The sequence below is a fragment of the Actinomadura sp. B10D3 genome, assembly GCF_039871695.1.
GTDB lineage: Bacteria > Actinomycetota > Actinomycetes > Streptosporangiales > Streptosporangiaceae > Spirillospora > Spirillospora madurae.
In genome coordinates this window covers 145,741-170,637 of the sequence record NZ_JBDPLY010000015.1, presented here as the reverse complement: position 1 = coordinate 170,637, position 24,897 = coordinate 145,741, and the positions used below count along the sequence as shown (strand labels likewise).

At 71.3% G+C, this 24,897-nt stretch carries 26 protein-coding genes, 1 tRNA gene and 1 pseudogene; 19 read left to right on the top strand and 9 right to left on the bottom strand.

The window, feature by feature from the left end:
• The first annotated feature begins 22 nt into the window (after positions 1-22).
• Genes glp through ABGB11_RS23115 form a run of 3 tightly spaced genes read left to right on the top strand, consistent with a single transcriptional unit; the run spans position 23 to position 2,183 of the window.
• Complete coding sequence (gene glp / locus ABGB11_RS23125; protein WP_347636001.1) at positions 23-1,231, top strand: gephyrin-like molybdotransferase Glp; 1,209 nt, start codon at positions 23-25, stop codon at positions 1,229-1,231.
• Positions 1,232-1,281: 50 nt separating this feature from the next.
• Positions 1,282-1,707, top strand: a complete 426-nt coding sequence (gene moaC, locus ABGB11_RS23120) for a cyclic pyranopterin monophosphate synthase MoaC (protein WP_347636000.1) — start codon at positions 1,282-1,284, stop codon at positions 1,705-1,707.
• An 8-nt stretch (positions 1,708-1,715) separates the two neighbouring features.
• Positions 1,716-2,183: a MogA/MoaB family molybdenum cofactor biosynthesis protein gene (locus ABGB11_RS23115; protein WP_347635999.1), complete on the top strand. Its 468-nt coding sequence runs from the start codon at positions 1,716-1,718 to the stop codon at positions 2,181-2,183.
• A gap of 32 nt (positions 2,184-2,215) precedes the next feature.
• On the opposite strand, the gene ABGB11_RS23110 is transcribed toward ABGB11_RS23115, so the two are convergent.
• On the bottom strand, positions 2,216-3,334 hold the full coding sequence (locus ABGB11_RS23110) for a class I tRNA ligase family protein (protein WP_347635958.1): 1,119 nt from the start codon (positions 3,332-3,334) through the stop codon (positions 2,216-2,218).
• 19 nt (positions 3,335-3,353) lie between these two features.
• Positions 3,354-3,722, bottom strand: coding sequence for an STAS domain-containing protein (locus ABGB11_RS23105; RefSeq protein ID WP_347635957.1), 369 nt, complete (start codon positions 3,720-3,722; stop codon positions 3,354-3,356).
• Between the two features lie 316 nt (positions 3,723-4,038).
• Between ABGB11_RS23105 and ABGB11_RS23100 the strand changes: the two genes are divergently transcribed.
• From ABGB11_RS23100 to ABGB11_RS23085, 4 genes are all read left to right on the top strand, one after another.
• Positions 4,039-4,884 (top strand): universal stress protein, encoded by an 846-nt coding sequence (locus tag ABGB11_RS23100; RefSeq protein WP_347635955.1) that lies wholly within the window; start codon positions 4,039-4,041, stop codon positions 4,882-4,884.
• A gap of 137 nt (positions 4,885-5,021) precedes the next feature.
• A complete protein-coding gene (locus ABGB11_RS23095; protein ID WP_347635953.1) occupies positions 5,022-6,665 on the top strand; it encodes an MFS transporter in 1,644 nt (547 codons plus the stop codon).
• A gap of 42 nt (positions 6,666-6,707) precedes the next feature.
• The gene (locus ABGB11_RS23090; RefSeq protein WP_347635952.1) at positions 6,708-7,064 is read left to right on the top strand and encodes a YciI family protein; all 357 of its coding nucleotides are present in this window, start codon (positions 6,708-6,710) and stop codon (positions 7,062-7,064) included.
• Positions 7,065-7,071: 7 nt separating this feature from the next.
• Positions 7,072-8,262 (top strand): RNA polymerase sigma factor, encoded by a 1,191-nt coding sequence (locus ABGB11_RS23085; protein WP_347635951.1) that lies wholly within the window; start codon positions 7,072-7,074, stop codon positions 8,260-8,262.
• Positions 8,263-8,277: 15 nt separating this feature from the next.
• On the opposite strand, the gene ABGB11_RS23080 is transcribed toward ABGB11_RS23085, so the two are convergent.
• Positions 8,278-9,057, bottom strand: a complete 780-nt coding sequence (locus tag ABGB11_RS23080) for a GntR family transcriptional regulator (RefSeq protein WP_347635949.1) — start codon at positions 9,055-9,057, stop codon at positions 8,278-8,280.
• A 252-nt stretch (positions 9,058-9,309) separates the two neighbouring features.
• Here ABGB11_RS23080 and ABGB11_RS23075 point away from each other — a divergent pair, with 252 nt between their 5' ends.
• The 6 genes and pseudogenes from ABGB11_RS23075 to ABGB11_RS23050 all read left to right on the top strand — a co-directional run bounded on the left by ABGB11_RS23075 (position 9,310) and on the right by ABGB11_RS23050 (position 15,968).
• Complete coding sequence (locus ABGB11_RS23075; protein WP_347635948.1) at positions 9,310-10,452, top strand: SIS domain-containing protein; 1,143 nt, start codon at positions 9,310-9,312, stop codon at positions 10,450-10,452.
• Positions 10,453-10,488: 36 nt separating this feature from the next.
• Positions 10,489-11,463: a BadF/BadG/BcrA/BcrD ATPase family protein gene (locus ABGB11_RS23070; RefSeq protein WP_347635947.1), complete on the top strand. Its 975-nt coding sequence runs from the start codon at positions 10,489-10,491 to the stop codon at positions 11,461-11,463.
• Between the two features lie 10 nt (positions 11,464-11,473).
• Positions 11,474-12,391 (top strand): DMT family transporter, encoded by a 918-nt coding sequence (locus ABGB11_RS23065; RefSeq protein ID WP_347635945.1) that lies wholly within the window; start codon positions 11,474-11,476, stop codon positions 12,389-12,391.
• Positions 12,388-14,430 carry a glycoside hydrolase family 36 protein gene (locus ABGB11_RS23060; protein ID WP_347635944.1) on the top strand — a complete coding sequence of 681 codons (2,043 nt, stop codon included), beginning with the start codon at positions 12,388-12,390 and terminating at the stop codon, positions 14,428-14,430. Before ABGB11_RS23065 ends, ABGB11_RS23060 begins: the two co-directional genes overlap by 4 nt.
• A 118-nt stretch (positions 14,431-14,548) precedes the next feature.
• Positions 14,549-14,944, top strand: a pseudogene (locus ABGB11_RS23055) (tyrosine-type recombinase/integrase); the annotation flags it as partial.
• 322 nt (positions 14,945-15,266) lie between these two features.
• Positions 15,267-15,968 carry an SAVED domain-containing protein gene (locus ABGB11_RS23050; RefSeq protein WP_347635943.1) on the top strand — a complete coding sequence of 234 codons (702 nt, stop codon included), beginning with the start codon at positions 15,267-15,269 and terminating at the stop codon, positions 15,966-15,968.
• On the opposite strand, the gene ABGB11_RS23045 is transcribed toward ABGB11_RS23050, so the two are convergent.
• A complete protein-coding gene (locus tag ABGB11_RS23045; RefSeq protein WP_347635941.1) occupies positions 15,950-16,696 on the bottom strand; it encodes a hypothetical protein in 747 nt (248 codons plus the stop codon). The two genes, ABGB11_RS23050 and ABGB11_RS23045, sit on opposite strands and share 19 nt — an antisense overlap.
• A gap of 110 nt (positions 16,697-16,806) precedes the next feature.
• On the opposite strand from ABGB11_RS23045, the gene ABGB11_RS23040 reads away from it, so the two are divergent.
• The 3 genes from ABGB11_RS23040 to ABGB11_RS23030 are packed head-to-tail and all read left to right on the top strand — an operon-like array spanning position 16,807 to position 18,641.
• On the top strand, positions 16,807-17,145 hold the full coding sequence (locus ABGB11_RS23040; protein ID WP_347635940.1) for a helix-turn-helix transcriptional regulator: 339 nt from the start codon (positions 16,807-16,809) through the stop codon (positions 17,143-17,145).
• An 18-nt stretch (positions 17,146-17,163) separates the two neighbouring features.
• Positions 17,164-18,024, top strand: coding sequence for an ImmA/IrrE family metallo-endopeptidase (locus ABGB11_RS23035; RefSeq protein WP_347635939.1), 861 nt, complete (start codon positions 17,164-17,166; stop codon positions 18,022-18,024).
• On the top strand, positions 18,021-18,641 hold the full coding sequence (locus ABGB11_RS23030) for a hypothetical protein (RefSeq protein WP_347635937.1): 621 nt from the start codon (positions 18,021-18,023) through the stop codon (positions 18,639-18,641). Before ABGB11_RS23035 ends, ABGB11_RS23030 begins: the two co-directional genes overlap by 4 nt.
• 279 nt (positions 18,642-18,920) lie before the next feature.
• On the opposite strand, the gene ABGB11_RS23025 is transcribed toward ABGB11_RS23030, so the two are convergent.
• The 4 genes from ABGB11_RS23025 to nagA form a co-directional block, all read right to left on the bottom strand.
• Positions 18,921-18,994 (bottom strand) — tRNA-Ala (locus ABGB11_RS23025).
• Between the two features lie 47 nt (positions 18,995-19,041).
• Positions 19,042-19,572 carry a hypothetical protein gene (locus tag ABGB11_RS23020; protein WP_347635936.1) on the bottom strand — a complete coding sequence of 177 codons (531 nt, stop codon included), beginning with the start codon at positions 19,570-19,572 and terminating at the stop codon, positions 19,042-19,044.
• Positions 19,573-19,787: 215 nt separating this feature from the next.
• Positions 19,788-20,408, bottom strand: coding sequence for a GNAT family protein (locus ABGB11_RS23015; protein WP_347635997.1), 621 nt, complete (start codon positions 20,406-20,408; stop codon positions 19,788-19,790).
• 72 nt (positions 20,409-20,480) lie between these two features.
• Complete coding sequence (gene nagA / locus ABGB11_RS23010) at positions 20,481-21,587, bottom strand: N-acetylglucosamine-6-phosphate deacetylase (protein WP_347635935.1); 1,107 nt, start codon at positions 21,585-21,587, stop codon at positions 20,481-20,483.
• A 140-nt stretch (positions 21,588-21,727) separates the two neighbouring features.
• Here nagA and ABGB11_RS23005 point away from each other — a divergent pair, with 140 nt between their 5' ends.
• From ABGB11_RS23005 to ABGB11_RS22995, 3 genes are all read left to right on the top strand, one after another.
• On the top strand, positions 21,728-22,513 hold the full coding sequence (locus ABGB11_RS23005; RefSeq protein WP_021598076.1) for a DeoR/GlpR family DNA-binding transcription regulator: 786 nt from the start codon (positions 21,728-21,730) through the stop codon (positions 22,511-22,513).
• Between the two features lie 44 nt (positions 22,514-22,557).
• The gene (locus ABGB11_RS23000) at positions 22,558-23,607 is read left to right on the top strand and encodes a methyltransferase (RefSeq protein WP_347635933.1); all 1,050 of its coding nucleotides are present in this window, start codon (positions 22,558-22,560) and stop codon (positions 23,605-23,607) included.
• 251 nt (positions 23,608-23,858) lie between these two features.
• Complete coding sequence (locus tag ABGB11_RS22995; protein WP_347635932.1) at positions 23,859-24,206, top strand: hypothetical protein; 348 nt, start codon at positions 23,859-23,861, stop codon at positions 24,204-24,206.
• A gap of 15 nt (positions 24,207-24,221) precedes the next feature.
• Here the strand turns inward: ABGB11_RS22995 and ABGB11_RS22990 are convergent, their stop codons facing one another.
• Entirely contained in the window at positions 24,222-24,830 is a 609-nt protein-coding gene (locus ABGB11_RS22990; protein WP_347635931.1) for a PepSY domain-containing protein, read from the bottom strand.
• Positions 24,831-24,897 lie beyond the last annotated feature (67 nt).

Sequence of the window (24,897 nt, the reverse complement as noted above, 5' to 3'; positions counted from 1 at the left end):
ACGCCAGACTGGGGGCGTGAAGATGAGAACGGTCGACGAGCATCTGGCGGAGATCCTCGGCAGCGTGACGGCGCTGCCGCCGCTCGACCTCGCGCTGCTGGAGGCGCAGGGCACGGTGCTCGCCGAGCCCGTGACCGCGCCGGTGCCGCTGCCGCCGTTCGACAACTCCGCGATGGACGGCTACGCCGTCGTGGCGGCCGACATCGCGGCGGCCGCCGAGGCCGAGCCGGTCGCGCTGCCCGTCGTCGGCGACATCGTCGCGGGCGACACGGGCGTGGCGGCGATCCGGCCGGGGCTGACCGCCCGGATCATGACGGGCGCGCCGCTCCCGGCGGGCGCCGACGCGGTCGTCCCCGTCGAATGGACGGACGGCGGCAACGCCACCGTCCGGATCTCGCGCGCCGCGCCGTCCGGCAACTACATCCGCCGGGCGGGGGAGGACGTCGTCGCCGGGCAGGTCGTCGCGGACGCCGGCACCCGGCTCAGCGCGCCCCAGATCGGCATGATCGCGGCGGTGGGGCGGGCCCGGGTGACGGTCCGCCCGAAGCCGCGCGTCGTGGTCGTCGCCACGGGCGACGAGCTGCGCGAGCCGGGCGGCGGGTCGCTCGCGCCCGGCCAGATCTGGGAGTCGAACAGCTTCATGCTCACCGCCGCCGTGGTCGAGGCGGGCGGGGTGGGCTACCGGCAGGCCACGGTCGTGGACGAGCCCGCCAAGGTCCTGGAGATGCTCCACGACCAGCTCGTGCGGGCCGACGCCGTCGTCACCACCGGCGGCGTCTCCATGGGCACCAGGGACGTCGTCAAGGAGGTGCTCGCCGGTACGGGCACGGTGGACTTCCACAAGGTGCGCATGCGTCCCGGCAAGCCGCAGGGGTTCGGCCTCCTCGAAGGCACGCCCGTCTTCACGCTTCCGGGCAATCCGGTGAGCGCGTACGTGTCGTTCCAGGTGTTCGTGCGTCCCGCCCTGCTGGCCATGCAGGGGCTGCCACCCGAACCGCTCCCGACCGTGGGGGCCGTCCTCACCGAGGACGTCGCCTCGCCCGCCGGGCTCCGCCATTTCGTGCGCGGCAGGCTGGCGTACGGAGAGGGCTACGCCGTCACGCCCGCGGAGACGCAGGGATCGCACCAGCTCGCCTCCCTCTCCTCCGCGAACGCGCTCATCGTCCTGCCGGAGGACGCGGAGGCCGTGCCGGCCGGTTCGCACGTCGAGGTGATGAGGTTGCCGTCGTGAGTGGCACGGGTCCCGAGTTCACCCACCTGGACGACACGGGAGCGGCCCGCATGGTCGACGTGTCGTCGAAGGACGTGTCGGCGCGGACGGCGACGGCGACGGGCTTCGTCCGGCTCTCCGCCGAGTGCGTCGCCCTGCTGCGCGCGGGCGACATCCCGAAGGGCGACGCCCTGTCGGTCGCCCGCATCGCCGGGATCATGGGGGCCAAGCGCGTCCCCGACCTCGTCCCGCTGTGCCACCCGATCGCGCTGCACGGCGTCACCGTCGACCTGGAGATCCGGGACGACGGCGTCGCGATCAGCGCCGTCACCCGCACCGCCGACCGCACCGGCGTCGAGATGGAGGCGCTCACCTCCGTCAGCGTCGCCGCGCTCGCGCTGGTCGACATGGTGAAGGCCGTCGACCCCGCCGCGGTGATCACCGGCGTGCGGGTCGAGGAGAAGACCGGCGGCAAATCCGGGGTGTGGCGCCGGTGATCAGGGCGATGGCGGTCACCGTGTCGAACCGGGCCGCCGCGGGTGTGTACGAGGACCGGTCCGGGCCCGTGCTGGTCGAGATGCTGTCGGACCTCGGCTGCCGCGTGGACGGCCCGGTCGTCGTCCCGGACGGCGAGCCGGTCGCCGACGCCCTGCGGGACGCGGTCGCCCAGGGCTACGACGTCGTCGTCACGTCCGGCGGGACCGGCCTCACGCCGACCGACGAGACCCCCGAGATGACCCGCCGGGTCATCGAATGGGAGATACCGGGCATCGCCGAGGCGATCCGGCTGGAGGGCCGCGAGAAGGTCCCCGCCGCGATCCTGTCGCGCGGCCTCGCCGGCGTCGCGGGCCGGACCCTCATCGTCAACCTGCCGGGCTCCACCGGCGGCGTCCGCGACGGCATGGCCGTTCTCGGCCGCGTCCTGGCCCACGCCGTCGACCAGATCGGCGGCGGCGACCACCCGCGCCCCTAGGCGCCCGGGTGCCCGCCGGCGCCGGGGCGGGCTCAGCCGAGGGCCAGGACCCGCATGAGGTGCCGTGCGGTGCGTCCGCCCTCCTGCTCCGCCACGCCGAGCGCGGTGCGCACGTCGAGGTCGTCCAGGAGTGCCCGGGTCACCGCCGCCTCGGCCGCGGGGGACGAACGGCTGCGGCCGGCCGCGTGATGGAGGCGGTCCAGGTCGGCCGCGGCACGGTCGAGGTCGCCGGGCGCGTGGTCCCACTCCCGCGCCCACGGCTCGGTGAGGAGCATGAGCCGGACGGCCGAGGCCGCGTGGTCCTGGAGCAGGTCGGACACCAGCACCAGGTTGCCGGTGGACTTGGCCATCTTGGCCCCGTCCCGGCAGACCATCCCCACGTGCAGCCAGGCCCGGGAGAACGGGCGCACGCCGGACAGCGCCTCGGCCATGGCGGCCTCGTAGGCGTGGTGCGGGAAACGCAGGTCGGTGCCGCCGGAGTGCAGGTCCAGGGCCGGGCCGAAGATCGTCATGGCCATCGCGGTGCATTCGGCGTGCCAGCCCGGGCGTCCCGTGCCCCACGGGCCGGGCCAGGCGGGCTCACCCGATCGCGAGGGCCGCCAGACGGCGACGTCGAACGGGTGCTCCTTCGCGGGGTCGTCGGGCACGTCACCGTATTCGGCCAGGAGGACATGCGCCTCGCCGGCGTCGAGCCCGGCCCGCCGCGGCACGTCGGCGCCGCGGAAGTAGACCGCGCCGTCGCGGACGTAGGCGTGGTCGGACGCGAGGAGCCCCTGGGCGAGCGCGACCACCTCCATGACGTGGTTGTGCGCGCGCGGCTGGTGGTCGACGGGGTGGACGCCGAGGGCGTCCAGGTCGCGTTCGAAGTAGAACTGCTGGACGGCGGCGAAGCTGTCGTACGGGCTGCCGGCGCGGTGCGCGGCCTGGTTCAGGACGTCGTCGACGTCGGTGACGTTGCGGCACACGCGCACGTCGCCGCCCGCGTGGCGCAGGACGCGGGCGGCCACGTCGGACCAGACGAAGGTGCGGGCGTGCCCGAGATGGGTCGCGGCGTACGGGGTGATCCCGCAGACGTACATCCGGGCGGGCCCGACGACCGGGAGCCGGTGGCCGCCGATCGTCAGGGTGCGGTCCGGTGCGTTGCGCTCCATGAGTGCCCTCTCGGTGTGGTCAAAGGCTCCGATCAGCGGTAGGCCGTCCCAGCGCGGGCCGCCACGGGTGGGCCGCCGGATGGGCCGCCGGGCGAGCACGGGCCAGCCGCTCAAGGCGTGCGGCGCGCAGGATCCTCGCGAGCTGCGGGCGGACGCCGGTGAGCGTGACGGCGCCGCCCTTGCGGCGCGCCAGCCCGTCGGCGGCGGTGATCGCGGCCAGGCCCCGCGCGTCGCAGAAGGACAGCGCCGATGCGTCGATCAGGACGTTCGGCCCCCGGTCGTCGATCAGCCGGGCCAACTCGATCCCGAAGTCGGCTGCGGTGGCGATGTCCAGCTCCCCTGCGACCGTGACACGTGTCGTGCCCGTGCCATCATGCCCACTCCGCACCGTGAGCTCCACAGGCGTGTTTTGCGGGACGATGCGGGTGTTCGTTGCGGTTCCTCCATTGCACACCCCTCAAGACTCCGCTGCCGTCCGCGCGGTGGACAGGGACCAAGGTCCTGGTCGTCACGTGCCAAAGTCCTGGTGGGAGGACTGGCAAGAACCCGCCGTCGCTCTCGTGGACCAGGCATCGCCGGGGAAAGGACCTTTGCCTCTGGAGTGGGGCCCTCCCGCGATGAAGCGTGGAAGAGCAACCGCTTAGAGCGCACCAAACCCGTGCGGTAACACCGAATCAAACGAGAGTGATGGGAAGGGGATTGCGATGTCCGAGACGATCGTCGTCGCCACCGACGGGTCCGAGGCGTCGGACCGCGCCCTCGACTGGGCCGCCGCGGACGCCGTCCTGCGCCGGCGCCCCCTCCACATCGTCCACGCGGTCGAGAGCTGGCCCTACAGGGCCCCGCTGTTCGCGCCACCGGAGATCGTCGAGCAGACGACCCGCGCGGGGCACGCGGTCCTCGTCGCCGCGGTCGAGCACGTCCACGAGCGGTGGCCGGACCTGGTCGCGACCACCGCGCTGGTCACCGAGGAGACGTCCAAGGCGCTGCGGGAGCAGTCGGAGAACGCGTTCGAGCTGGTTCTGGGCAGCCGCGGCCGGGGCGGCTTCGCCAGCCTGCTGCTCGGCTCGACGAGCCTGAAGATGGCCGGGCGCTCCGCCGCGCCGGTCGTGATCGTCCGCGGGGACGCCGCGGACCGCGGCGAGGTCGTCGTGGGCATCGACCTGCTGCGGGACGTGGACCAGGTCCTCGGCTACGCCTTCGACGCCGCCGCCGTCCACGGCGCCCGGCTCCGCGTCGTCCACGCCTGGCAGACGTTCGCGACCCTGATCGAGGCCGGCTACGCCCTCGATGCCGAGCAGATCGAGCTGGACCTGCGCAACCAGCTCATCGCCGCGTACAGGCCCCTGCGGGACAAGTTCCCCCACGTGGACGTCGTGGACGAGGTCGTCCTGGAACACCCGGTCATCGCGCTGACCAACGCCTCCCGCGACGCCCGCCTGCTGGTGGTCGGCACCCATGACCGCTGGCCGCCGCCGCAGCTCGGCTCCACGACCCACGGGGTCATCCACCACGCGCAGTGCCCCGTCGCGGTCATCCCGTCCCGCTGAGCGCGCCGCCGGTCAGGAGCCCGCAAGGACAGTACGTCCGAAAATTCTCCCGCGAAGGTGTCGAACGGCGCCGGACCCGTTCGTAGCGAGGGTGAGAGACCGGCACCGGCCGGTCGCCGCACACCGGAGGCCCCACGATGTCGGTCACCGCGCCGCTCCATGAGAGCACCGCGACCACCACCCCCAGAGCCGGACGGCGGGAATGGGCGGCGCTGGCCGTGCTCGGCCTGCCCACGTTCCTGGTCTCGATGGACTTCTCCGTGCTGTACCTGGCCGTCCCGCACCTGACCGCGGGGCTCGCGCCGAGCGGCGTCCAGCAACTGTGGATCGTCGACATCTACGGCTTCCTGATAGCGGGATTCCTGGTCACCATGGGTACCCTCGGTGACCGGATCGGCCGCAAGAGGCTGTTGCTCGCCGGCGGCGCCCTGTTCGGCATCGCCTCCGTGGCGGCGGCGTTCTCCACCAGCCCGGAGATGCTCATCGCGAGCCGCGCGCTGCTCGGCGTGGCCGGTGCCGCGGTCATGCCGTCGGTGCTGGCCCTGGTCACCGGCATGTTCACCGACCAGCGGCAGCGCAGCCGCGCCCTCGCCGTCTATCTGACCTGTTTCATGGGCGGGATGACCCTCGGCCCTCTCGTGGGCGGCGTGCTGCTGGAGTTCTTCTGGTGGGGCTCGGTGTTCTTGGTCGCAGTGCCCGGGATCGTGCTGCTGCTGGCGTTCGGTCCCTTCCTGCTTCCCGACCAGCGTGCACCGCGGTCCGGCAGGCTCGACCCGCTCAGCGTCGTGCTGTCCCTCGCGGCGATCCTGCCGTTCGTCTACGGGCTCAAGGAACTGGCCACCCATGGCTGGGCGCGGCCTCCCGCGGTCGCGCTGGTGGTCGGCATCGCGGTGGCGGTGGTGTTCGTCCGGCGGCAGCGGCGCCTGCCCCATCCGCTGCTCGACCTGAGCATGTTCGGCGACCGGACGTTCAGCTCCGCGCTGGGCCTGTTCTTCGTGACCGCCATGGTGGGCACCGGAACGCTCCTGCTCGTCACGCTGTACCTGCAGAACGTCACCGGCCTCACCCCTCTCAAGGCCGGTCTGCTCCTGCTGGTGCCGAACGTGCTGATGATCATCGGCAACCTGGTCACTCCGTCGCTGGCGAACCGCGTCCGCCCGGCGTACCTGATCGCGGGCGGGCTGCTCGTGGCCGGTGCCGGCTACACGCTCTTCGCGCTGGCCGACTCGACGTCCGGCCCGGAGACGGTCTTCATCGCGATGTGCGTCGTCATGCTCGGCACGGCGCCGCTGGCCGCGCTCTGCAACCACCTCGCCATGGGCGCGGTGCCGCCGGACAAGGCCGGCTCCGGGGCGTCGATCGTGCAGACGACCACCGAGTTCGGGCTCGGGCTCGGCATCGCCACCCTCGGCACGCTCGGAACCGCGGTGTACCGGGGCGGCGTGGAGGGCGCGCTCGGCACGCTGCCGCCCCACGTAGCGGCCGCCGCCCGGGAGAGCGTGGACCGCGCGGTCGGCGCGGCCGGCCGGCTGCCCGCGGGGCAGAGCGAGGACCTGCTGGCCGCGGCCCGCGACGCGTTCACGTCCGGTGTGCACGTGGTGGGTCTGGTCAGTGCCGTCTTCTACGCCGTCCTCGCCGTCCTCGCCGTGTGGGCGTTCAGGCACGTCCGGGACGCGTCCGGCGGCGGTGACGGTATCCCGGAGGACGAGGACACCACGGCGGACCTCCCGGAGATCGTCCGGGCCTCCGGCGCGGAGGCGGCCGGCATGGAAAGGTGCTGATGGTGAAGCACGCGGCCGGTTGATGGATGCGAGGAGTTGATCGTGACGAAGTACCTGATCGCCGTCCAGTTCGACGAAAGCGCGCCGGAGCCTCCGGAGGAGGAGATGCGCGCGCAGATGGCCCGGACGTCCAAGGTCACCGAGGAGATGCAGGCGGCGGGCAACTGGGTGTTCGTGGGAGGCCTGCTGCCCTCGCCCGCGACCACCGTGGTGCGTCCGGGCAACGGCACGACCACGATGACCGACGGTCCGTTCGCCGAGACCAAGGAGCAGCTCGGCGGGTTCTGGGTGATCGAGTGCGACGACCTGGACGAGGCGCTGGCCTGGGGGCGGAAGTGCGCGCTGGCCTGCGGGGAACCGATCGAGGTGCGGCCGTTCATGGACGCGCAGTGGGACTGAGGTGCGGATGGATCTGGACGCCATCTACCGGGCGGAGTACGGGCGGTGCGTCGCGACGCTGACGCGCGTCCTCGGTGACATCGGGCTGGCCGAGGAGGCGGTGCAGGACGCGTTCGCCACCGCCGTCCAGAAGTGGGAGGAGCCGCCGCCCAACCCCGGTGCCTGGATCGTGACCACCGCCCGGAACCGGGCGATCGACCGGCTGCGCCGGGAGTCGACCAGGGAGGCCCGCCATGCGCAGGCGCTGCTGCTGCACCAGCCCGACGAGCCGAAGGAGGTGGGACCGGTGCGCGATGACCAGCTCCGGATGATGTTCACCTGCTGCCACCCGGCGCTGTCGCCGCTCGCGCAGACCGCGCTCACCCTGCGGCTGCTGGGCGGGCTGGAGGTGCCGGAGATCGCGCGGGCCTACCTGGTGCCCGAGGCGACGGTGTCCCAGCGGATCGTCCGGGCCAAGAAGAAGATCCGCGACGCGCGCATCCCCTACCGGGTGCCCAGCGCCGCCGACCTCCCCGACCGGCTGGCCTCCGTGCTGACCGTGCTCTACCTGATCTTCAACGAGGGCTACACCTCGACCTCGGGCGACCTGCTGCGCACGGACCTGTGCCTGGAGGCCGTCCGGCTGGCCCGGGAGCTGGCCGAGCTGATGCCGGACGAGCCGGAGGCGATCGGCCTGCTGGCGCTGCTGCTGCTCACCGAGGCGCGGCGGCCGGCGCGGGTGGGGCCCTCGGGCGAGCTGGTCGTGCTGGCCGAGCAGGACCGGTCGCTGTGGAACCGTGAGCTGATCGCCGAGGGCCACGAGCTGGTGCGGCGGTGCCTGCGGCGGGGGCGGCCGGGGCCGTACCAGGTGCAGGCGGCGATCAACGCCGTCCACACCGACGGCCCGGCGACCGACTGGACGCAGGTGCTCGCGCTGTACGACCAGCTCCTGCAGCATGCCCCGAACCCGGTCGTGGCGCTCAACCGCGCGGTCGCCGTCGCCGAGGTGCACGGGCCGGACGCGGCACTCGCCATCGTCGACGACCTCGACCTGCCCGGCTACCACCTGCTCCCCGCCACCCGCGCGGACCTGCTCGCCCGCCTCGGCCGCACCGCCGAGGCCGCCGCCGCCTACGACGAGGCCATCGCCCTGGCCACCAACGACACCGAGCGGGCCTTCCTGGAGACGCGGCGGGCACGCCTGGCCGACGACACGTGAACCACGGCCGTCCGGTCAGTTGGTGATCGAGGCGCGGAAGCGGTAGCGGTCGCCCCGGTAGACCTGGACGGTCAGCTCGATCGGACGCTCCGCCTGGTTAAAGGTCAGCTGGGTCGCGACGAGCATCGGCATGGTGTCGCCGATCCTGAACAGCTCGATCTCCCGCGGCGTCGGATGGCGGGCCTCGACCTCGTAGTCGGCGACGCGCGGAAGCTGCGGCGGGTCCGCCGCGCGGAGGGTGGCGTACAGCGAGGCGCTGTTGAAGTCGGTCTCGGCCAGGGCCGGGCAGGCCGCAAGCGGGAGCCGGTTGTGTTCGAGCACGACCAGCAGGTCGTCGAGGAAGCGGAGCCGGTGGAGGTCGAAGAGGTCGGCGCCGGGGGCGATGCGGAGCTGCTCGGCCTCGGAGACCGTCGCCGCGCGCACCGTGGCCGACAGGACCTCGCTGCGCGCCGTCAGGCCGTTGGCCTTGGCGTAGTCGGCGAAACCCTGGACCTGCGGGACCGCCGCGGCGGGCGCCGCCGCCTGGTCGGGAACCTGGAGCTCGGCGACGAACCATCCGCGTGACGAGGCCGGACGCACGATGCCCCTGGACTCCAGTTCGGCGAGGGCGGCCCGCAGCGTCACCCGCGAGACGGAGTACCGGGCCGCCAGCGCCCGCTCGGAGGGCAGCCGGTCACCGGTGCGGGCGGCGGTGGCCCGCAGGTCTTCGAGCAACTGCGCGGCCGTGCGCTCGTACAGGGGGAGCGCGTCCTCGGCGAACAGGCCGCGGGGCAGCGGCGTCTGCTCAACAGTCATACCAGAAGCATACCGGTCGAGCTGATCGTTCAGATCCGGCCGCCGCGTGCCTTGCCCCGTCTGACCTGTGCCGTCGCTACCGAGGGCGAACCAAAGGATGCCGGATCTAGGCCATTGACAAACCAAACGCATACCACTTACGTTCCGGATAGACCATCCGGCGAGGACGGGGAGCGCCACCGTGAGCCGACGTCCACCCGGTCCCGTCCGGCGCCGTTGAGATCCACCCACGCGAGGAGGAACCCGACCTTCATGGAGCGAACCCTGGGGTACGCAGCCGGCGAACTCGACGACCGCGGAGCGGGCCGGACGGCACGCGAGATCGTGCAGCAGCCCGCCCTGTGGCGGGAGGTGGCCAAGACGATCTCGGCGCTGGGCGGGAAGCGCGACGCCTTCCTGCGCCCGCTGCTCGATCGTCCTGGCCTGCGCATCGTGCTTGCCGGCGCGGGGACGTCGGCGTACGCCGGCGAGGTCCTGGCGCCGGCGCTCGGCCGCCGCCTCGGCCGCCGCGTCGAGGCCGTCGCCAGCACGGAGCTGGTGGCCGACCCGCACGGCCGCCTCGCGGAGGACGTGCCGACGCTGCTGGTCTCGTTCTCCCGCTCCGGGGACAGCCCCGAAGCCGTCGCCGCCACGCGGCTCGCGGACCGGCTCCTGACCGAGTGCCGCCATCTCGTCGTCACCTGCAACCCGGACGGGCGGCTCTACCGGGAGCACGCGGGTGCGGCGTCCTCGATGGTGCTCCGCATGCCCGCCGCGGCCAACGACCGGGGCTTCGCCATGACGTCGAGCTTCACGTGCATGGTGCTCGGCGTCCTGCTCGTGCTCGGCGACGGCGCGGCCGACGAGGCCGTCCACCGGCTCGCCACCGCCGCCGAACGCGCGCTGCCCGCCATCGCCGAGCGAGCCCGATCGCTGGCCACGGCGGGCTACGAACGCTTCGTCTATCTCGGGAGCGGCCCATTGCGGGGCCTCGCCCAGGAGTCGGCGCTCAAGCTGCTGGAACTGGCCGCCGGCGACGTGGTGACCCACGCCGAGTCGCCGCTCGCCTTCCGGCATGGCCCCAAGGCCGTGCTGAACGATCGGACGCTGGCCGTGGTCTACGTCTCTAATGACCCCTACACCCGGCGCTACGACCTCGACCTGGTGGAGGAGCTGCGCCGGTCGCTCGCGCCGGACGACGTCCTCGCCCTCACCGCCCGGGACGGCGAGGACCTCTGGCGCCTTCCGGGACTGGACGGCCTGGACGACGCCCTGATAGCGCTCTGCTATGCCCTGTTCGCGCAGGTTATCGCGTTGCACACCTCTCTCCGTCTAGGACACCGACCCGACAACCCGTTCCCCGCACAGGAGGTCAACCGTGTCGTGCAAGGCGTCACCATCCACCCGCTCGGCTGAGCCGCGGGTGACCATGCCCGGAACCGGGGCGTGACCATGTTCCTCGGAGTCGACGGGGGCGGGACGAAGACCGCCTTCAGCCTGGTCACCGGGGACGGAGAGATCACCGCGCAGGTGGAAGGCCCGTCCACCGACTACTTCGCGGTGGGCATCGACCTCGTCGGCCGCGTTCTGCGGGACGGCGTCGCGGACGTCTGCGCCAAGGCCGGGATCACGTCCGGGGACGTCCGGCACGCGTTCTTCGGCCTGCCGACCTACGGCGAGGTCAGCGGCGACATCGCCACCCTCAACGCCCACGCCCGCGACGCCCTCGGCCACGACCGCTTCGCCTGCGGCAACGACATGGTCTGCAGCTGGGCGGGCTCCCTCGGCTGCGAGGACGGGATCAACGTCGTCAGCGGCACCGGCTCCATCACCTACGGCGAGCGCGACGGCCGCCGCGTCCGCGTCGGCGGCTGGGGCGAGCTGTTCGGCGACGAAGGGTCCGCCTACTGGATCGGGATCCGCGGGCTCGGCCGCTTCTCCAAGATGAGCGACGGCCGCCTGCCCGCCGGCCCGCTGTACACGCTGATCAGGGAGCATCTGGAGCTCGACGAGGATCTCGACCTGGTCGACGTGGTGCTCAACCGCTGGCAGGGGAGCCGCAGCAAGATCGCCGCCCTCAGCAGACCGGTCGTCACCGCGGCCGACCAGGGGGACCGCCACGGGCGCGAGATCCTCGCCGAGGCCGCGCGGGAACTGGCCGAGACCGTGGACACGGCACGCACGCAGCTCGAATTCCCTCCAGGCCAGGCGGTGCCCGTCTCCTACTCCGGCGGAGTGTTCAACGCCGGCCCGTCGATCCTGGACGCCTTCCACCGCGAACTCGGCCAGCGGTACGCCGCCTTCGAGCTCCGCGACCCGCTCTTCCCGCCCCACATCGGCGCCGCGATCTACGCCGCGAAGCTGAGCGCCGAACCCCTGAGCCACGACGCGCTCCAGCGCATGCGATCCGCATCCAGCACGTCGTAGGGAGAACACGATGAAGAACGACAGAAGCTGGGTCATCTACGCCGCGCTGCTCGTGGCCTTCTGGGGCACATGGGGCGCCATCTCCAACCTCCCGACGAAGTGGTACGACTACCCGGACGAGATGATCTACATCGTCTGGGCGCTGACGATGCTCATCCCGACCTACTTCGGGCTGCGCGGCGTCACCTTCGACCGCCGTCCCGTCGCGGCCGGCTACGGCCTGATCATCGGGCTGACCGGCGCCGGCGGCCAGCTGCTGCTCTTCCACGCCCTCACCGTCGGCCCCGCCTACCTGATCTTCCCGATCATCGCGCTGTCCCCGGCCGTCACCGTGCTGATGGCCATCGCGTTCCTCCGCGAGCGGCTCACCACGCTGTCGGCCGTCGGGCTCGTCGCCGCGCTGGCGGCCCTCCTGCTGTTCAACATCTCGGACGGGAGCGGCGACGTCTCCACCGGCCCCTGGCTGATCTACGCGATCGGCATCTTCATCGCCTGGGGCGTCCAGGCCTTCTACATGAAGAAGGCCGCCACGGTCGGCGTCAACGACGGAACGACCTTCGCCTACATGACCATCAGCGGGCTGCTGCTGATCCCCGTCGCGGTCGTCATGATGGGCGGGCTCCCCGGCGACTTCACCTGGAAGGCCCCCGCCCTCACCGCCGGGACGCAGGTGCTCAACGCGATCGGCGCCCTGTTCCTCGTCATGGCGCTGAGCCGGGGGAAGGCGACGATCGTGGCACCGTCGACGAACGCCCTGTCCCCGGTGCTCACCGTCGTCCTGTCCCTGGCGATCTACCAGACGCTCCCGTCGGTCTACGCCGTCCTCGGCATCGTCCTCGCGATCGGCGGCTCGACCCTGATGATCTACACCGACGAGCGGAAGGGCGCGGCCTCGCCGGCGGCCGAGCCCGAGGGGAGCCTGACATGAAACGGCGAACCGTCCTGAAGATCGCCCTCGGCGGCGCCGGCGCGACGGCCCTTCCCGCCGGAATCTTGACCCCCGCGAACGCCGCCGACGTCGTCGGGGCAGGCGACACCACCATCACCCTGGAGTTCGACGACGGGCTGCGCAGCCGGGTGGCCCTAAAGAACACGGGCATCACGCGCTTCGACGCCGGCGAAGCCCTCCTCCTCCGAAACGGGGCCATCGACACCTTCACCTACCGCGACCACCACACCCGCAAGACCCGCCACCCCCGGCACGGCGCTGGCGTCCACGTGACCATCCACGGCGACGCCCGCAATGGCGTACGAAAGACGGTCGAGCTGACCTCCTTCACGCGTCTGCCCGGAATGATCCTGATGAAGGTGACCTACACCAACCGGTCGCGTGCCGCGCTGAAGGTCACCGGATGGCGCAACGGAGCCCACGAACTCATCGAGAAGCCCGGCGGCTTCTACACCTTCTCCGGCGCCACCCACGAGGACCGCCGCGACTGGGTCCAACCAATGACCGCCGACTTCTCCCAGGAGAATTCCCTGGGAATGGACGCCTCCGACTACGGCGGCGGGACGCCCCTCGCCACCGTCTGGCGCCGCGGCGCGGGCTTGTCCGTCGGCCACGCCGAACCGGTAGCGAGAATCCTGCGCATGCCCGTCCGCAAGACATTCAACGGAGCGCGCATCGCCATAGAAGCCGACGTCACCCGCACTCTGAAACCGGGCCAGCACCTGACCACCGACACCACATTCCTGGTAGCAGCCCCAGGCGACCACTTCGTCCCCCTCCAGCGCTACCGCGACTACATGGCCGACATATCCCTGCGCGCCCCAGAGGCCCCCGCCTCGGCCTTCGAACCCATCTGGTGCGCCTGGGGCTACGAACGCGACTTCACCGTCGACCAGGTCATCGGCACACTTCCCAAAGTGCGCGAGGTCGGTCTCCACTGGGCCGTCCTCGACGACGGCTGGCAGACCAACGAGGGCGACTGGGACCTCAACCCGCAGAAATTCCCGCAAGGCGAAGCGGACATGAAAGCCTTCACGGCGCAGATCCGAGAGGCGGGCCTGCGCCCCCGCCTATGGTGGGCCCCACTGGCAGCGGACCCCGGAAGCAACCTGTTCACCGAACACCCCGACATGCTCCTGCTGGACCGCGACGGCAACAAGCAAGAAGTGACCTGGTGGGACGCCTACACCCTGTGCCCCGCCTACCAGCCAACCGTCGACTACTTCGTCCGCCAAGCCAAGAAGTTCATCGGCGACTGGGGCTATGAAGGCCTCAAAATCGACGGCCAGCACCTCAACGGCGTCACCCCCTGCTACAACCCGGCCCACCGCCACGCCAGACCCGAAGAATCGACCGAAGGCGTGGCCCGCTTCTGGAAGGCGATCTACGAAGCTGCACACCAGACGAACCCGAACGCCCTCATCGAACTATGCCCCTGCGGCACGGCCTTCGCCTTCCACAACCTGCCCTACGTCGACCAGTACCCCGCCTCAGACCCGGAGTCGTCCTACCAGGTCCGGACCAAGGGCAAGACGATGAAGGCGCTGACGGGACCAGGCAGCAGCTACGCCGGCGACCACGTAGAACTCTCTGACGGAGGCAACGACTTCGCCTCCAGCTACGGCGTAGGAGCGGTCCTCTCAACCAAGTTCACCTACCCCCAGGACGCCCCGAACGATCCGAACGCGCTAACCCCCGAAAAAGAAGCTCTCTGGCGCAAATGGATCGCCCTCTACAAAAAGAACATGCTGCCCAAAGGCGTCTACCGAGGCGACCTGTACGACATAGGTTTCGACAAGCCCGAAGCACACGTAATCACCAAAGACAGAACCCTCCACTACGCCTTCTACGCCCCCGAATGGAACGGCCCAGTAGAACTAAGAGGCCTAGGAAAGTCCCGCTACCACCTAACCGACCCATTCACCGGCAAGTCCCTAGGCACAGCAGACGCCCACCACAACAAGGTGAACCTAACCTTCAAAAACTTCCAACTGCTAACCGCCACCCCCATCCCGTAACACCCAAGCTGACCGCACAACCGAGCCGCAGCGGGCGGGATGACCATCCCGCCCGCTGCTCTCCGGCGATCGCCAACCCGATGCCGGCTGACCGGACCGGTTACGCCGCGCCTCCGCGGGCAAGTGCCGCTGCCAGCACTGCCGCGACGTCTACGCCGACTACCGCGCCCGCCGCCGCGAAGCGGGCAAGGACTCCCCGAGGCACCGTCGCCGGATCAACACCGATGGACACATCCCCCGAAGCTGGTTCCGCGAACACGTGTGGAAGCCCGCGCCCGAGAAGGCCGAGTTCCGCGTCCACGTCCGTCCGCACGACCTGCGCCACTCCCACGCGTCCTGGCTCCTGGCCGGCGGCGCCGACCTCCAGTCCGTCAAGGAACGCCTCGGCCACGCGAGCATCACCACGACGGAGAAGTACCTGCACACCCTTCCGGACGAGGACGACAGCGCCCTCGACGCCTTCGACAAGATCCGCAACCGCTCCAAGCTCAACACGCGGATCAAAGCCGTGTAACCAGTCGGCAATCAGCAAGGGCCTGTACGACAACCAGTCGTACAGGCCCTTCTCACCGCGTACTTCTTCGCGGGCCCACACAGGTCCGCTGACCAGCCGACAGCCGGAGTCCGCAAGCGAACTCGACGGCGCCACGGCTCTCGCCGCCGAATCCGGCGGCAGTCCGCATCCCGTCCGCCCGGGACGGTCCGCACGGCCGACCAGCGTCCGCGCGCCGCCGGACGGCCGCCAGGCGAGGGACGAGGACGGCCTTCCGACCAGTGAACCCTCGCCCGCATGCTTCTGATGACGGGCCATCAAGGCAGCCGTCGACGTAGTTCCTATGCCAGATCGCCGGTTCTGCTGCACCCGTTTCATCGTCGGCCCGCGCCCGTCCTCACTGACCACCCATCGCCCCCTCCGGGATCGCGCCCGATCCCGTCCCCCCGGCCGGACCGCGCTCGCTCCGGCCCATAAGTGCACGATTTCCATTTCTTGCCCCGCGGCGTTCCGGTTCGGGGCCCGGCTCGGGCACACGCACGGATCGGACATCGTCGTCCACGGGGTGCGGCAGCGGTCCCCAGGCGCCTTCTTCCCCGCGACGGTCCTGGGGAACTCCGCCACGCCGACGCCACCGTCCGCGCCGCCACCGCTCGTGGTCGAGGCGGTGGAGACCTTCGCCGGCGGCGACCCGTCCGCGACCGCCCTGGCGCTCGACGTCCAGGGCCTGGGCGCCCGCTTCACCGCGCCCGTCCGGCAGGCGTGCAAGGAGCGCGGCATCGGGAACCTCCTGCTGATCCGCAACCCGGAGACGTTCCTCGAGGAGGACCGAAAGACGTTCACCGCATGCGTCGAGCAGATCTGCCGCGCCTGGGCGGACGCCGGCCTGTCGGAGGCGGCGCGCAACGGCGGCCATTCGGTGTTCCTGAGCGGCCCGGCCGCCGTTGCCGTCGCCGTCGGCGCGCGATTCGCGAACAACCAGCCGAGCCGCTGGACGACCTACACCTTCGACGACGCGTCCAGCACCTATGAGCCCCTGTCCTGAAGCGCTCCCCTGCCCGGCCGGTCGGCGGTCTCCGGCCCCGTCCCGTCCGGGCAGTCGTCGATCTCCGTTGCCACCGGCCGCCACGCTCCGTGATCGATCCGCCCGCTCAGACGGTCCGCTTCCGTGGCGGCCTGCTTCAACTGGTCGGTCGTGAGCGGGATGGCGGCGGCATACACCCGGCCCACGTGACGGCAAAGGACGGAGCAGTCGTCGAAGGGGCCCAGCGGCTCGCCGACAACAGCAGCCAAGTCCGCGAGCCTCCATCCCAGCGGGCCGGCCATCGCCTTGAGTTGCTTGAGGCTGTGCCAGCGTCCGCTCAGCAAGCCGTTGATCGTGCCCCTGGCCAGTCCGGTGAACGGCATCTCCCGGGCTCCGAAACCACGATTGCGCATGAGGCCGGCGAGGACGAGCCCGAACCCGTCCGTGCCTGACGGTGCGGGCGTCACACTGTGTGGCACGGGCGTTGGCGTAGCTGACGGCAGCGCGAGCACGAACGCTTCGACAGACGCCAACTGCGCGTGGTCGCAGAAGGTCACGCGATAGGCGAATTCCCGCATGACGTCGCGGTCCCGCACTGGTGGCAGCAGGTGCGCGGGTACTGGACGACCGGCGACCACGAACATGTCGGAGGCGGGCAAGCCGAACTCGGTCGCCAGCCGACGCAGTTCCGCAGGATCATGCACCCGGCCGGTGGCCGTCAGACCTCGCAGCACCTCAGCCCGTTCCATGTCGTGATGCTACGCCGCGATTGCCAGGATGTTGGAGGGACGACCGTTGACCGGCAATGCCGCGCCGACTAGACTGAATCACAGATCGACATAGTGATTCAGGAGTGGTCATGGCAACGACGAATGTCGGCGCGCTGATCGAGCGTGCCCGCGTGGCGGCTGGGCTGAGCCAGCGAGGCCTCGCGGATGCAACCGGCATCTCCCAGTCCACTCTCTCGCGAATCATCTCCGGAGACCGGGCGGCGAAAATGCCGGAGATCGTGCTGATCGCTCAGGCGACCGGCCACACGATCCCCCAACTGACCGGCACCGGGACGGTGACGGAGCGCGTGCAGTACGCGGCACGGGCGACGAACGGCTCCGGCATGGAGGGGATGCGCGAGGCACTGCTGGGCTTCCTCGAACTGAACGACTACCTGGACGACCAAGCCGTTCCCGCGACGGTCTGACCTGGAGGCCGGAGCACGGTGGACACCGAAGCGGAAGGCCGCGCCGCCGCGCAGCACTTCCGTCGTGAGCATCGGCTGGGGGTGCAGCCGCTCGGAGACCTGGTGACGGTCATCGAGCAGACGACGGGGGTGGACGTCGCGGTGCTCGACGCGGGCCCGGACGAGCACGGCCTGGCGATGCGAGACTCGGATCGCGGGGTCGTGTTCATCGGGGTCGCACGCACCGAGCACCCGATGCGGCAACGCAGCACGCTCGCTCACGAACTCGCCCACGTCCTCTTCGAGGACTGGACCGACGCTGAGGTGGGCGACTGGAGCGAACCATCCCTGAGGGAGGCTAGATGCCGCGCCTTCGCCCGGCACCTCCTCGTGCCCGTCGAGGGGGTACACGAGTTCCTGCAGGACCCGCAGGAGGTGACCCTGGCGTTGCTGTCGGCAGTGGTACAGCGGTTCCTGGTATCTCCTGCGATCGCCGCAATCGCTCTTGAGCAGGCCAGATACATTGACCACGCGACCAGCCAGAAGTGGGGGGAGTTCTACACCCCCCAACTGGCGGCCCGGTTCGGATGGACCGACCAGTACCGCGCGTTGCAGGCCGAATCCAGCAAGCGGCGGACACCGCAGCGGCTGCTCGCCCGCGCGATCAATGGCTACGCGATCGGAGTGCTGCCCGCTCAGGCCATAGCCACCCTGCGAGGCATCACTCTTGCGGAAGCCGAGGCCGACCTTCGCGAAGCGGGCGTCGAGCCCGCCGACTCCACTGTCACCTGGGCCAGGGCCGCCGATCTTCCCGATGTGGACGTGGACCTGTCCGACCTGGACGACGGCACAGGGGACGACGGCGGACCGGAAGCCGGGGCGGGGCGGGGCTCAGGATGAGTCACCGGCCCATCATCGACGCCGGTCCCGGCCTGAACTTCTTCTCCATCAACAAGGAGCGCCTCCTCATCGGGACCCTGGGCCCCCTGTGCGCACCGGAGACCGTCAGGGACGAACTGCTCCGCAAGTCCCGGCAGGACAGCCGGTTCGAGAATGCCGAGAGGGTCTGGAACAAGCTGCCCGAACGATACATGCAGGTCCTCTCCGACGACGTGACCCCGGAACTGGCAGCAGTCGTCCACCGAATCACCCTGCTCCCCATGGAGGAGCGGCTGCGACACTCGAGGGATCTCGGTGAGACGATGGTGATCGCGCATGCGGTCGTCGCCGCCGAAGCCGGTCACGAAGTGATCGTGCTGATCGATGACGGGCCCGGCGCGAGGGTCGCAGAGGCAGAGACCAACCGGCTACGGCTTCTCCGCGACGGCGGCGCCCCAGTCGGGACCTTGCGTCTGGCCAGCACGCTGACCGTCCTCGAGAAGGCCGCAGGCGGACAGTACCTCCCGGACCGCGGAGCAATGCGCACCGTTTACGGCCGCCTCCGCCAACTCGATGACGGACTGCCGCCCCTCGAAGCCACCAACCTCATGTCCGCTGCCCTCTGGCCCCCACAGTGACCTCACCGCCCCACCCTGCCACGTGCTCCGAATCAGGGCAGTGGTGTGGTCGCCTGCTCCTCTTTCGCGCACGATCAGCATCCGCCCGTCCTGCTACGCAAGGGTCATGGAAGCAGCGAAGCCGAGCCCCCGTGGGGGGTTATGTGCGCTACAGACCCGGGGCCGGTGGCCGGATCGTGTCATCTGATGGTGCCGGGTCCTGATGACATCTTGATGACAAACGATCAAGGCCCTGGTCGGAGTATGCTCCGATCAGGGCCTTCACCTGGGGTTTCTCGGTGGAGCTGAGGGGATTTGAACCCCTGACCCCCTCGATGCGAACGAGGTGCGCTACCGGACTGCGCTACAGCCCCGAGGACTCCGTAAGGTTAGCAAACATCGGGGGGTGCTCGCGCATCCGTTATTCGCCGACGGCGCGGCGGTCGTCGGCGTACTGGTCGAAGACCTCCTCGGGGGCGGGGAGCTCGATGATCTCGGCGGGTTCGGTGGCCTCGGCGGCGCGGCGGGCCTGTTCGGCGGCGCGGGCGCGGGCTCGGGCGGCGGCGCGGGCCCGGGCGGTCGCCTGGCGGCGGGCGGTGTCCATGCCGACGGCCACGCGGAGCAGGGCGAGGTGGCCCGCCAGCAGCAGGGCCGGGGGCGCGGTGATCCACCAGGGCGCGACGCCGGACGCGGCGACGGCGATGGTGGTGAGGACCAGGGCCGTGAGGCCCGTGGTGCGGCGGCGGCGCCGGGCGATCACGGTGGCGCGGCTCACCGGGCGGCGGGGCTCCGGGGCCTCCTCTTCCTCGTCGTCCTCGGCGAGGGACTCGTCGGGACGCTTGTGGAGGAGGCGGGAGATTCCGGTCGCCTCGGTGTCGCGGCGCAGCCACATGGGGACGAGGACGACGGCCCAGACGGCGACGATCGCGAGATAGAGGACGGCGCTGCTCATCGGCCCCACCGCCCCAGGGCACGCTCAGGAGGCGGGCCGACTTTCGGCGCGCGAACGTGCAATGGGAGCAGGGTCACGCCCCGCACGGTACGAGGGGGTGTCAGAGGTTGACGAGCATAAGGGGCGGTGTGTCGCGAGATCGATCTCGCCGTTACTCTCCGTTTGCCGACCCTTCTCGAAGGCAGGATTCTTACGGCGGGAAAGTCACGTCCGGCTCAGGTGTGCCGGGGAAATGCCTGTTTACGGTCGGCGAGCCAGCGGGCGCGCAGGCCGCCGGGGACGTCCTCGACGGTGAGGGCATAGCAGATGTGGTCCCGCCAGGCGCCGTCGATGTGCAGATGGCGGCGCCGAATTCCCTCTTCCCGGAATCCGAGCTTTTCGACGACGCGGCGGGACGCGGTGTTCTCCGGGCGGATATTAGCCTCCAGCCGGTGCAGGCCGACGGTGAAGAAACAGTGGTCGACGGCGAGGGCGACCGCGGTGGGAATGACGCCGCGGCCGGCGACGCGCCGGTCGACCCAGTAGCCGATCTGGGCGGAGCGGGCGGAGCCCCAGACGATCGCGCCGATGGTGAGCTGGCCTGCGAAGTCGTCCTCGTGGGTGACGACCCACGGCAGGGCCAGGCCCTGGCGGGCTTCGCGGCGCATGGTGTGCACCATGCTGAGGTACGGGCCGAGGCCGCTGCGGAACAGCGGGGTCTCGGGATTCGTCGGCTCCCAGGGGCGGAGCCAGTCGGCGTTGCGGACTCGCAGCTCGCGCCAGACGGCGGCGTCGCGATGCCGCAGCGGGCGCAGCCCGACAGGGCCTTCGGTCAGGGTGACCGGCCATCCCCGCAAACGTTCCACGGTTCCATGATTCCCTGGTCGGGCGTGTGGACGCCACGATTGTCACCGAGAAATCAGGCGCCGTTATATGCGGCGGCCCTTTCTCATCACGAGGGTGATGCGCAGGTCGTCGTCGAGAACGACCAGGTCAGCGTCCTTGCCGGGGTGCAGGGAGCCGACCCGGGAGTCGATGCCCAGGGCGCGTGCCGGGGTGAGGGACGCGGCCTCGGCGGCGCGCTCGATCGGCAGGCCCGCTTCGGTCACGGCCTGGCGGAAGGCGTCGGCCATGGTGATGGTGCTGCCGGCGATGGACGTGCCGCCGGCGAGGGTGGCGCGGCCGTCGCGGACCTCGACGTCCATGACGCCGAGCCGGTAGGCGCCGTCGCCCATCCCGGTGGCGGCCATGGCGTCGGTGATCAGCGCGACGCGGGGCGAGGCGGCGAACGCGAGGCGGGCGACGGCGGGGTCGACGTGGACGCCGTCGTTGATCAGCTCGACGGTGACCCGGGGGTCGGTGAGCGCGGCGGTGACGGGGCCTCCCTCGCGGTGGTGCAGCGGGCGCATCGCGTTGAACAGGTGCGTCGCGACGCGGGCGCCGGCGTCGAACGCGGCCCGCGCCGTCGCGCCGGTGCCGTCGGTGTGGCCGACGGCGGCGATCACGCCGGCGTCCGCGGCGGCCCGGACGAGGTCGAGCGCGCCGGGCAGCTCGGGCGCGAGGGTGATCATGCGGACGTGCCCGCGGCCGAGCCGGACGAGCCGGTGGAACTCGGCGAGGTCCGGGTGGCGCAGCAGCGCCGGGTCGTGGGCGCCGCAGCGGTCGCGGGCCAGGTAGGGGCCTTCCAAGTGGATGCCCGCGATGACGCCGTCGGCGGCGAGGTCGGCGAGGCCGGTGACGGCGGCGGCCAGCTCGTCTGGGGTTCCGGTGACCAGGCTCGCCATGGTGGTGGTCGTCCCGTGCGCGAGGTGGAACCCGGCGGCCCGCCGGGCCTCGGCGGGGTTCTGGTAGGACGCGCCCGCCCCGCCGTGGACGTGCATGTCCACGAAGCCGGGGACGACGTACCGGCCGCCGGCATCGAGCACGTCGCCCGGTCCGGGTGTCGTCGTGATCGTTCCGTCGGCGATGTGGAGGGCGCCGTGCCGGACGCCGTCCGGGAGGACGACCCGGGCGTTGGCCAGGGAGGCGACGGGCATGGGATCCTCTCGCTGCGCGCATATGATCGATGCTGATTGTTCCATGGGGAGAACGCGCAGGTAAGACCAGGGACGCGCAGGGCTACAATCCGCGGGACGGAGAACCGCCCAGCCCGTCCACCCGCACGAAAGGGGGCCGTGTGGCCCGGCACGAGCGCTGGAACGCGCTGCTCGAAATGCTCGCGGACGCCGGGCAGCTGACCGTCGAGGAGGCGTCCCGGCGCATGGGGGTGTCGGCCGCGACGATCCGTCGCGACTTCGACCAGCTCGCCCAGCAGCAGATGCTGACCCGGACCCGCGGCGGGGCCGTCGCGCAGAGCGTCAGCTACGACCTGCCGCTGCGCTACAAGGCGGCGCGGCACGCGTCCGAGAAGCAGCGGATCGCGGCGGCGACGGCGGAGCTGGCCAAGCCCGGCTCGATCATCGGGCTGAACGGCGGGACGACGACGTCGGAGGTCGCCCGGGTCCTCGCCACCCGCGCCGACCTGCACGCCGAGGGGACGACGCCGGGCGTCACGATCGTGACGAACGCCCTGAACATCGGCAACGAGCTGGCCGTCCGGCCGCATGTGAAGATCGTGCTGACCGGCGGGGTGCCGCGCCCGCAGTCCTACGAGCTGACCGGCCCGCTGGCCACCGGGATCTTCGACCACGTGACGCTGGACATGGCGGTCATCGGGGTGAACGGGGTGACCGCGCGGCACGGCGCGACCTGCCACAACGAGGGCGAGGCCGACGTGAACCGGCTGATGGCCGAGCGCGCAGACCAGGTGGTCGTGGTGGCGGACGGCTCGAAGGTCGGGCACCGCGCGTTCGCCCGCATCTGCGACACCGACCGGATCGACGTCCTGGTGACGGACGGGACGGTGCCCGAGGCGGAGGTGGCCGCCTTCACCGAGGCCGGGGTGCGCGTGATCCAGGCGTAGCGGTGTCGTAGGGCCGGGTTAGCCTCCTCCTGGGAGGAGGCGCCATGGCCGAGACGACCGGGTGGGGCGGGGATCTGTGGAAGGCCGCCGACCTGCTGACACCGATGGCCATCAGGGTGGCGGCGACCCTCCGGCTGGCCGACCACATCGCCGAGGGCCGCCGCACGCCCGGTGACCTGGCCCCGGTGGTGGACGCCGACGAGGACGCGCTGGGCCGGGTGATGGACCACCTCGTGACGGCGGAGGTGCTCACGCGCGCCGAGGACGGCGCCTACGGGCTGGCGGCCCTGGGCGAGCAGCTCCGGGACGATCACCCTGGCGGGCTGCGGCCGTGGCTCGACCTCGAGGGCGCCATCGGGCGGGCCGACCTGTGCTTCGTCCAGTTGCTGCACACCGTCCGCACCGGCGAGCCCGCGTTCCCGCGCCAGTTCGGCCGCCCGTACTGGGACGACCTGGCGGCCGACGGGGCGCGGTCGGCGTCGTTCGACGCCCTGATGGGGTCCCGGCTGGCCGCGGAGGCGCCCGCGGTGGCCGCCGCCTACCCGTGGGGCGGGCTCGGCCATGTCGTCGACGTGGGCGGCGGCAACGGCAGCCTGCTGATCGCCCTCCTGCGCGCCCACGAGGGGCTGCGCGGGACGGTGATCGACCTCGCCGGGCCGGTGGACCGCGCCCGGCAGGCCATCGCCTCGGCCGGCCTGGACGACCGGGCCGACGCGCAGGCGGGCAGCTTCTTCGACGCGCTTCCCGCCGGGGCGGGCGGCTACCTGCTCTCGGGCGTCCTGCACGACTGGGACGACGAGGACGCCCTGCGCATCCTGCGCCGGTGCGCCGAGGCGGCCGGGGCCACCGGACGGGTGCTCGCCGTGGACCACGTCGCCGACGACGGCGACGGCGCGCAGCACACCGAGGGCGACCTGCGCATGCTGTGCTACGTCCGCGGCCGGGAGCGCACCCTCGACCGGCTGGGGGAACTGGCCGGGCGGGCCGGCCTGCGGCTCGGTTCGGTCATACCGGCCGCCTCCCGCTCGGTCATCGAATTCCTCCCGGCCAAGCGAACAGCCCCTTTCAGGGGGCGCTCACCTAATGGTCGATGAAAGGGAAATCAAACCGTCGAGAATACCTTTCATGTCGACATGAGGTGATCTTGTCGGTGGGCGGGCCAGCTGGCTGGATGCGATGTCAATAGCCCGATTCGCCCTCTTGATGACAATTGCACGTTGTCGGTGCGATCTGTCGGCGTGGGCCGTTCTGAAGGGCGCTTCAGGGTGCTTCAGGCTGGGCTCAGAAATGTTCGCAAGAGTGATGGTCGTCGAAGCCCTCAGTGCTCCGGATGGAGGAGGAAGCGATGACCGTTGGTCTGGATGTCTCCCGCGTCGGCGGCCGTGCCGTGGAAGGATTTCCCGGCCGTCCTCGGTGCGAGGTCCGCCAGCTCCATGTGCCCTCGAAGGGGCTGCGCGTGCGGGTTCGCAGCGTGCAGACCGCGACCGAGAAATGGCGTTCCCACTGCCTGGGCTGCGCGCGCGTGTGGGAGGACGTGTACGTGGTGCGGTACTGCGGCGACGCGGTCGCCTGGAGGCTCGGCGGGGTGGCCGTCCAGCCGCCGTGGGTCGACCGGGCCTGCCCGTCCTGCGGCAGCCTGCGGGTGAAGGTCCTGTCGGCGGGCCTGGTGGCGCGGCACGCGCCCGCTGGATGACGCAGCGCCCGACGGTCAGCCGTCGTCCTCGCCGGGGGTGTCGGCGAGGACCTCGCCCGTGGTGGTGTCCACCCGCAGACTGTGCTCCCGCCCGTCGCGGGCGGTGACGTCGACCTCCCAGATGTGCGTGGTCCGGCGGTACTCGAAGTCGACCGCGGCGACGGTGCCGGGCACCTTCTTCCGGGCGGCCCGCGCCGCCTGAACCGCGTTGATCTTCGCGGCTCCCAGCGCGGCCGCCTCATCGGGAGGGGCGGTGGAGCCGTCGTCGCAGTCGTCGCGGTCCTCGCCCTCCTCCGGCGGGTCGAGGCGGTCGGCCACCACGCGGCCGTCGCGGGAGTCGATGTGCAGCTCCCGCGCGGCGCCGTCGGTGGCGATGACATCGGCCTCCCAGATCAGGGTCTGGCCGTTGTAGCCCAGTTCCAGGCCCTCGATGTGGCCGCCGGGCACCGTCCGCGAGGCGATGCCGGCGGCCCGCTCGACGTCGAGGCGCAGCGCCACCGGCCGGGCGTGGACGTCGTCCCCGCCGGGGAGCATGGCGGCGAGCACGGTGGCGGCCGACCCGGCCAGCCCGCCCAGCGCGATCGCGATCACCAGCACCGGCCCTCGCCCTGACAGCGCCTTCATCCCTACCTCCCGAAGCCACCGGACCGCCCGGCCGGCCATCACCTCCGGCCACGCTCCGATTACACTG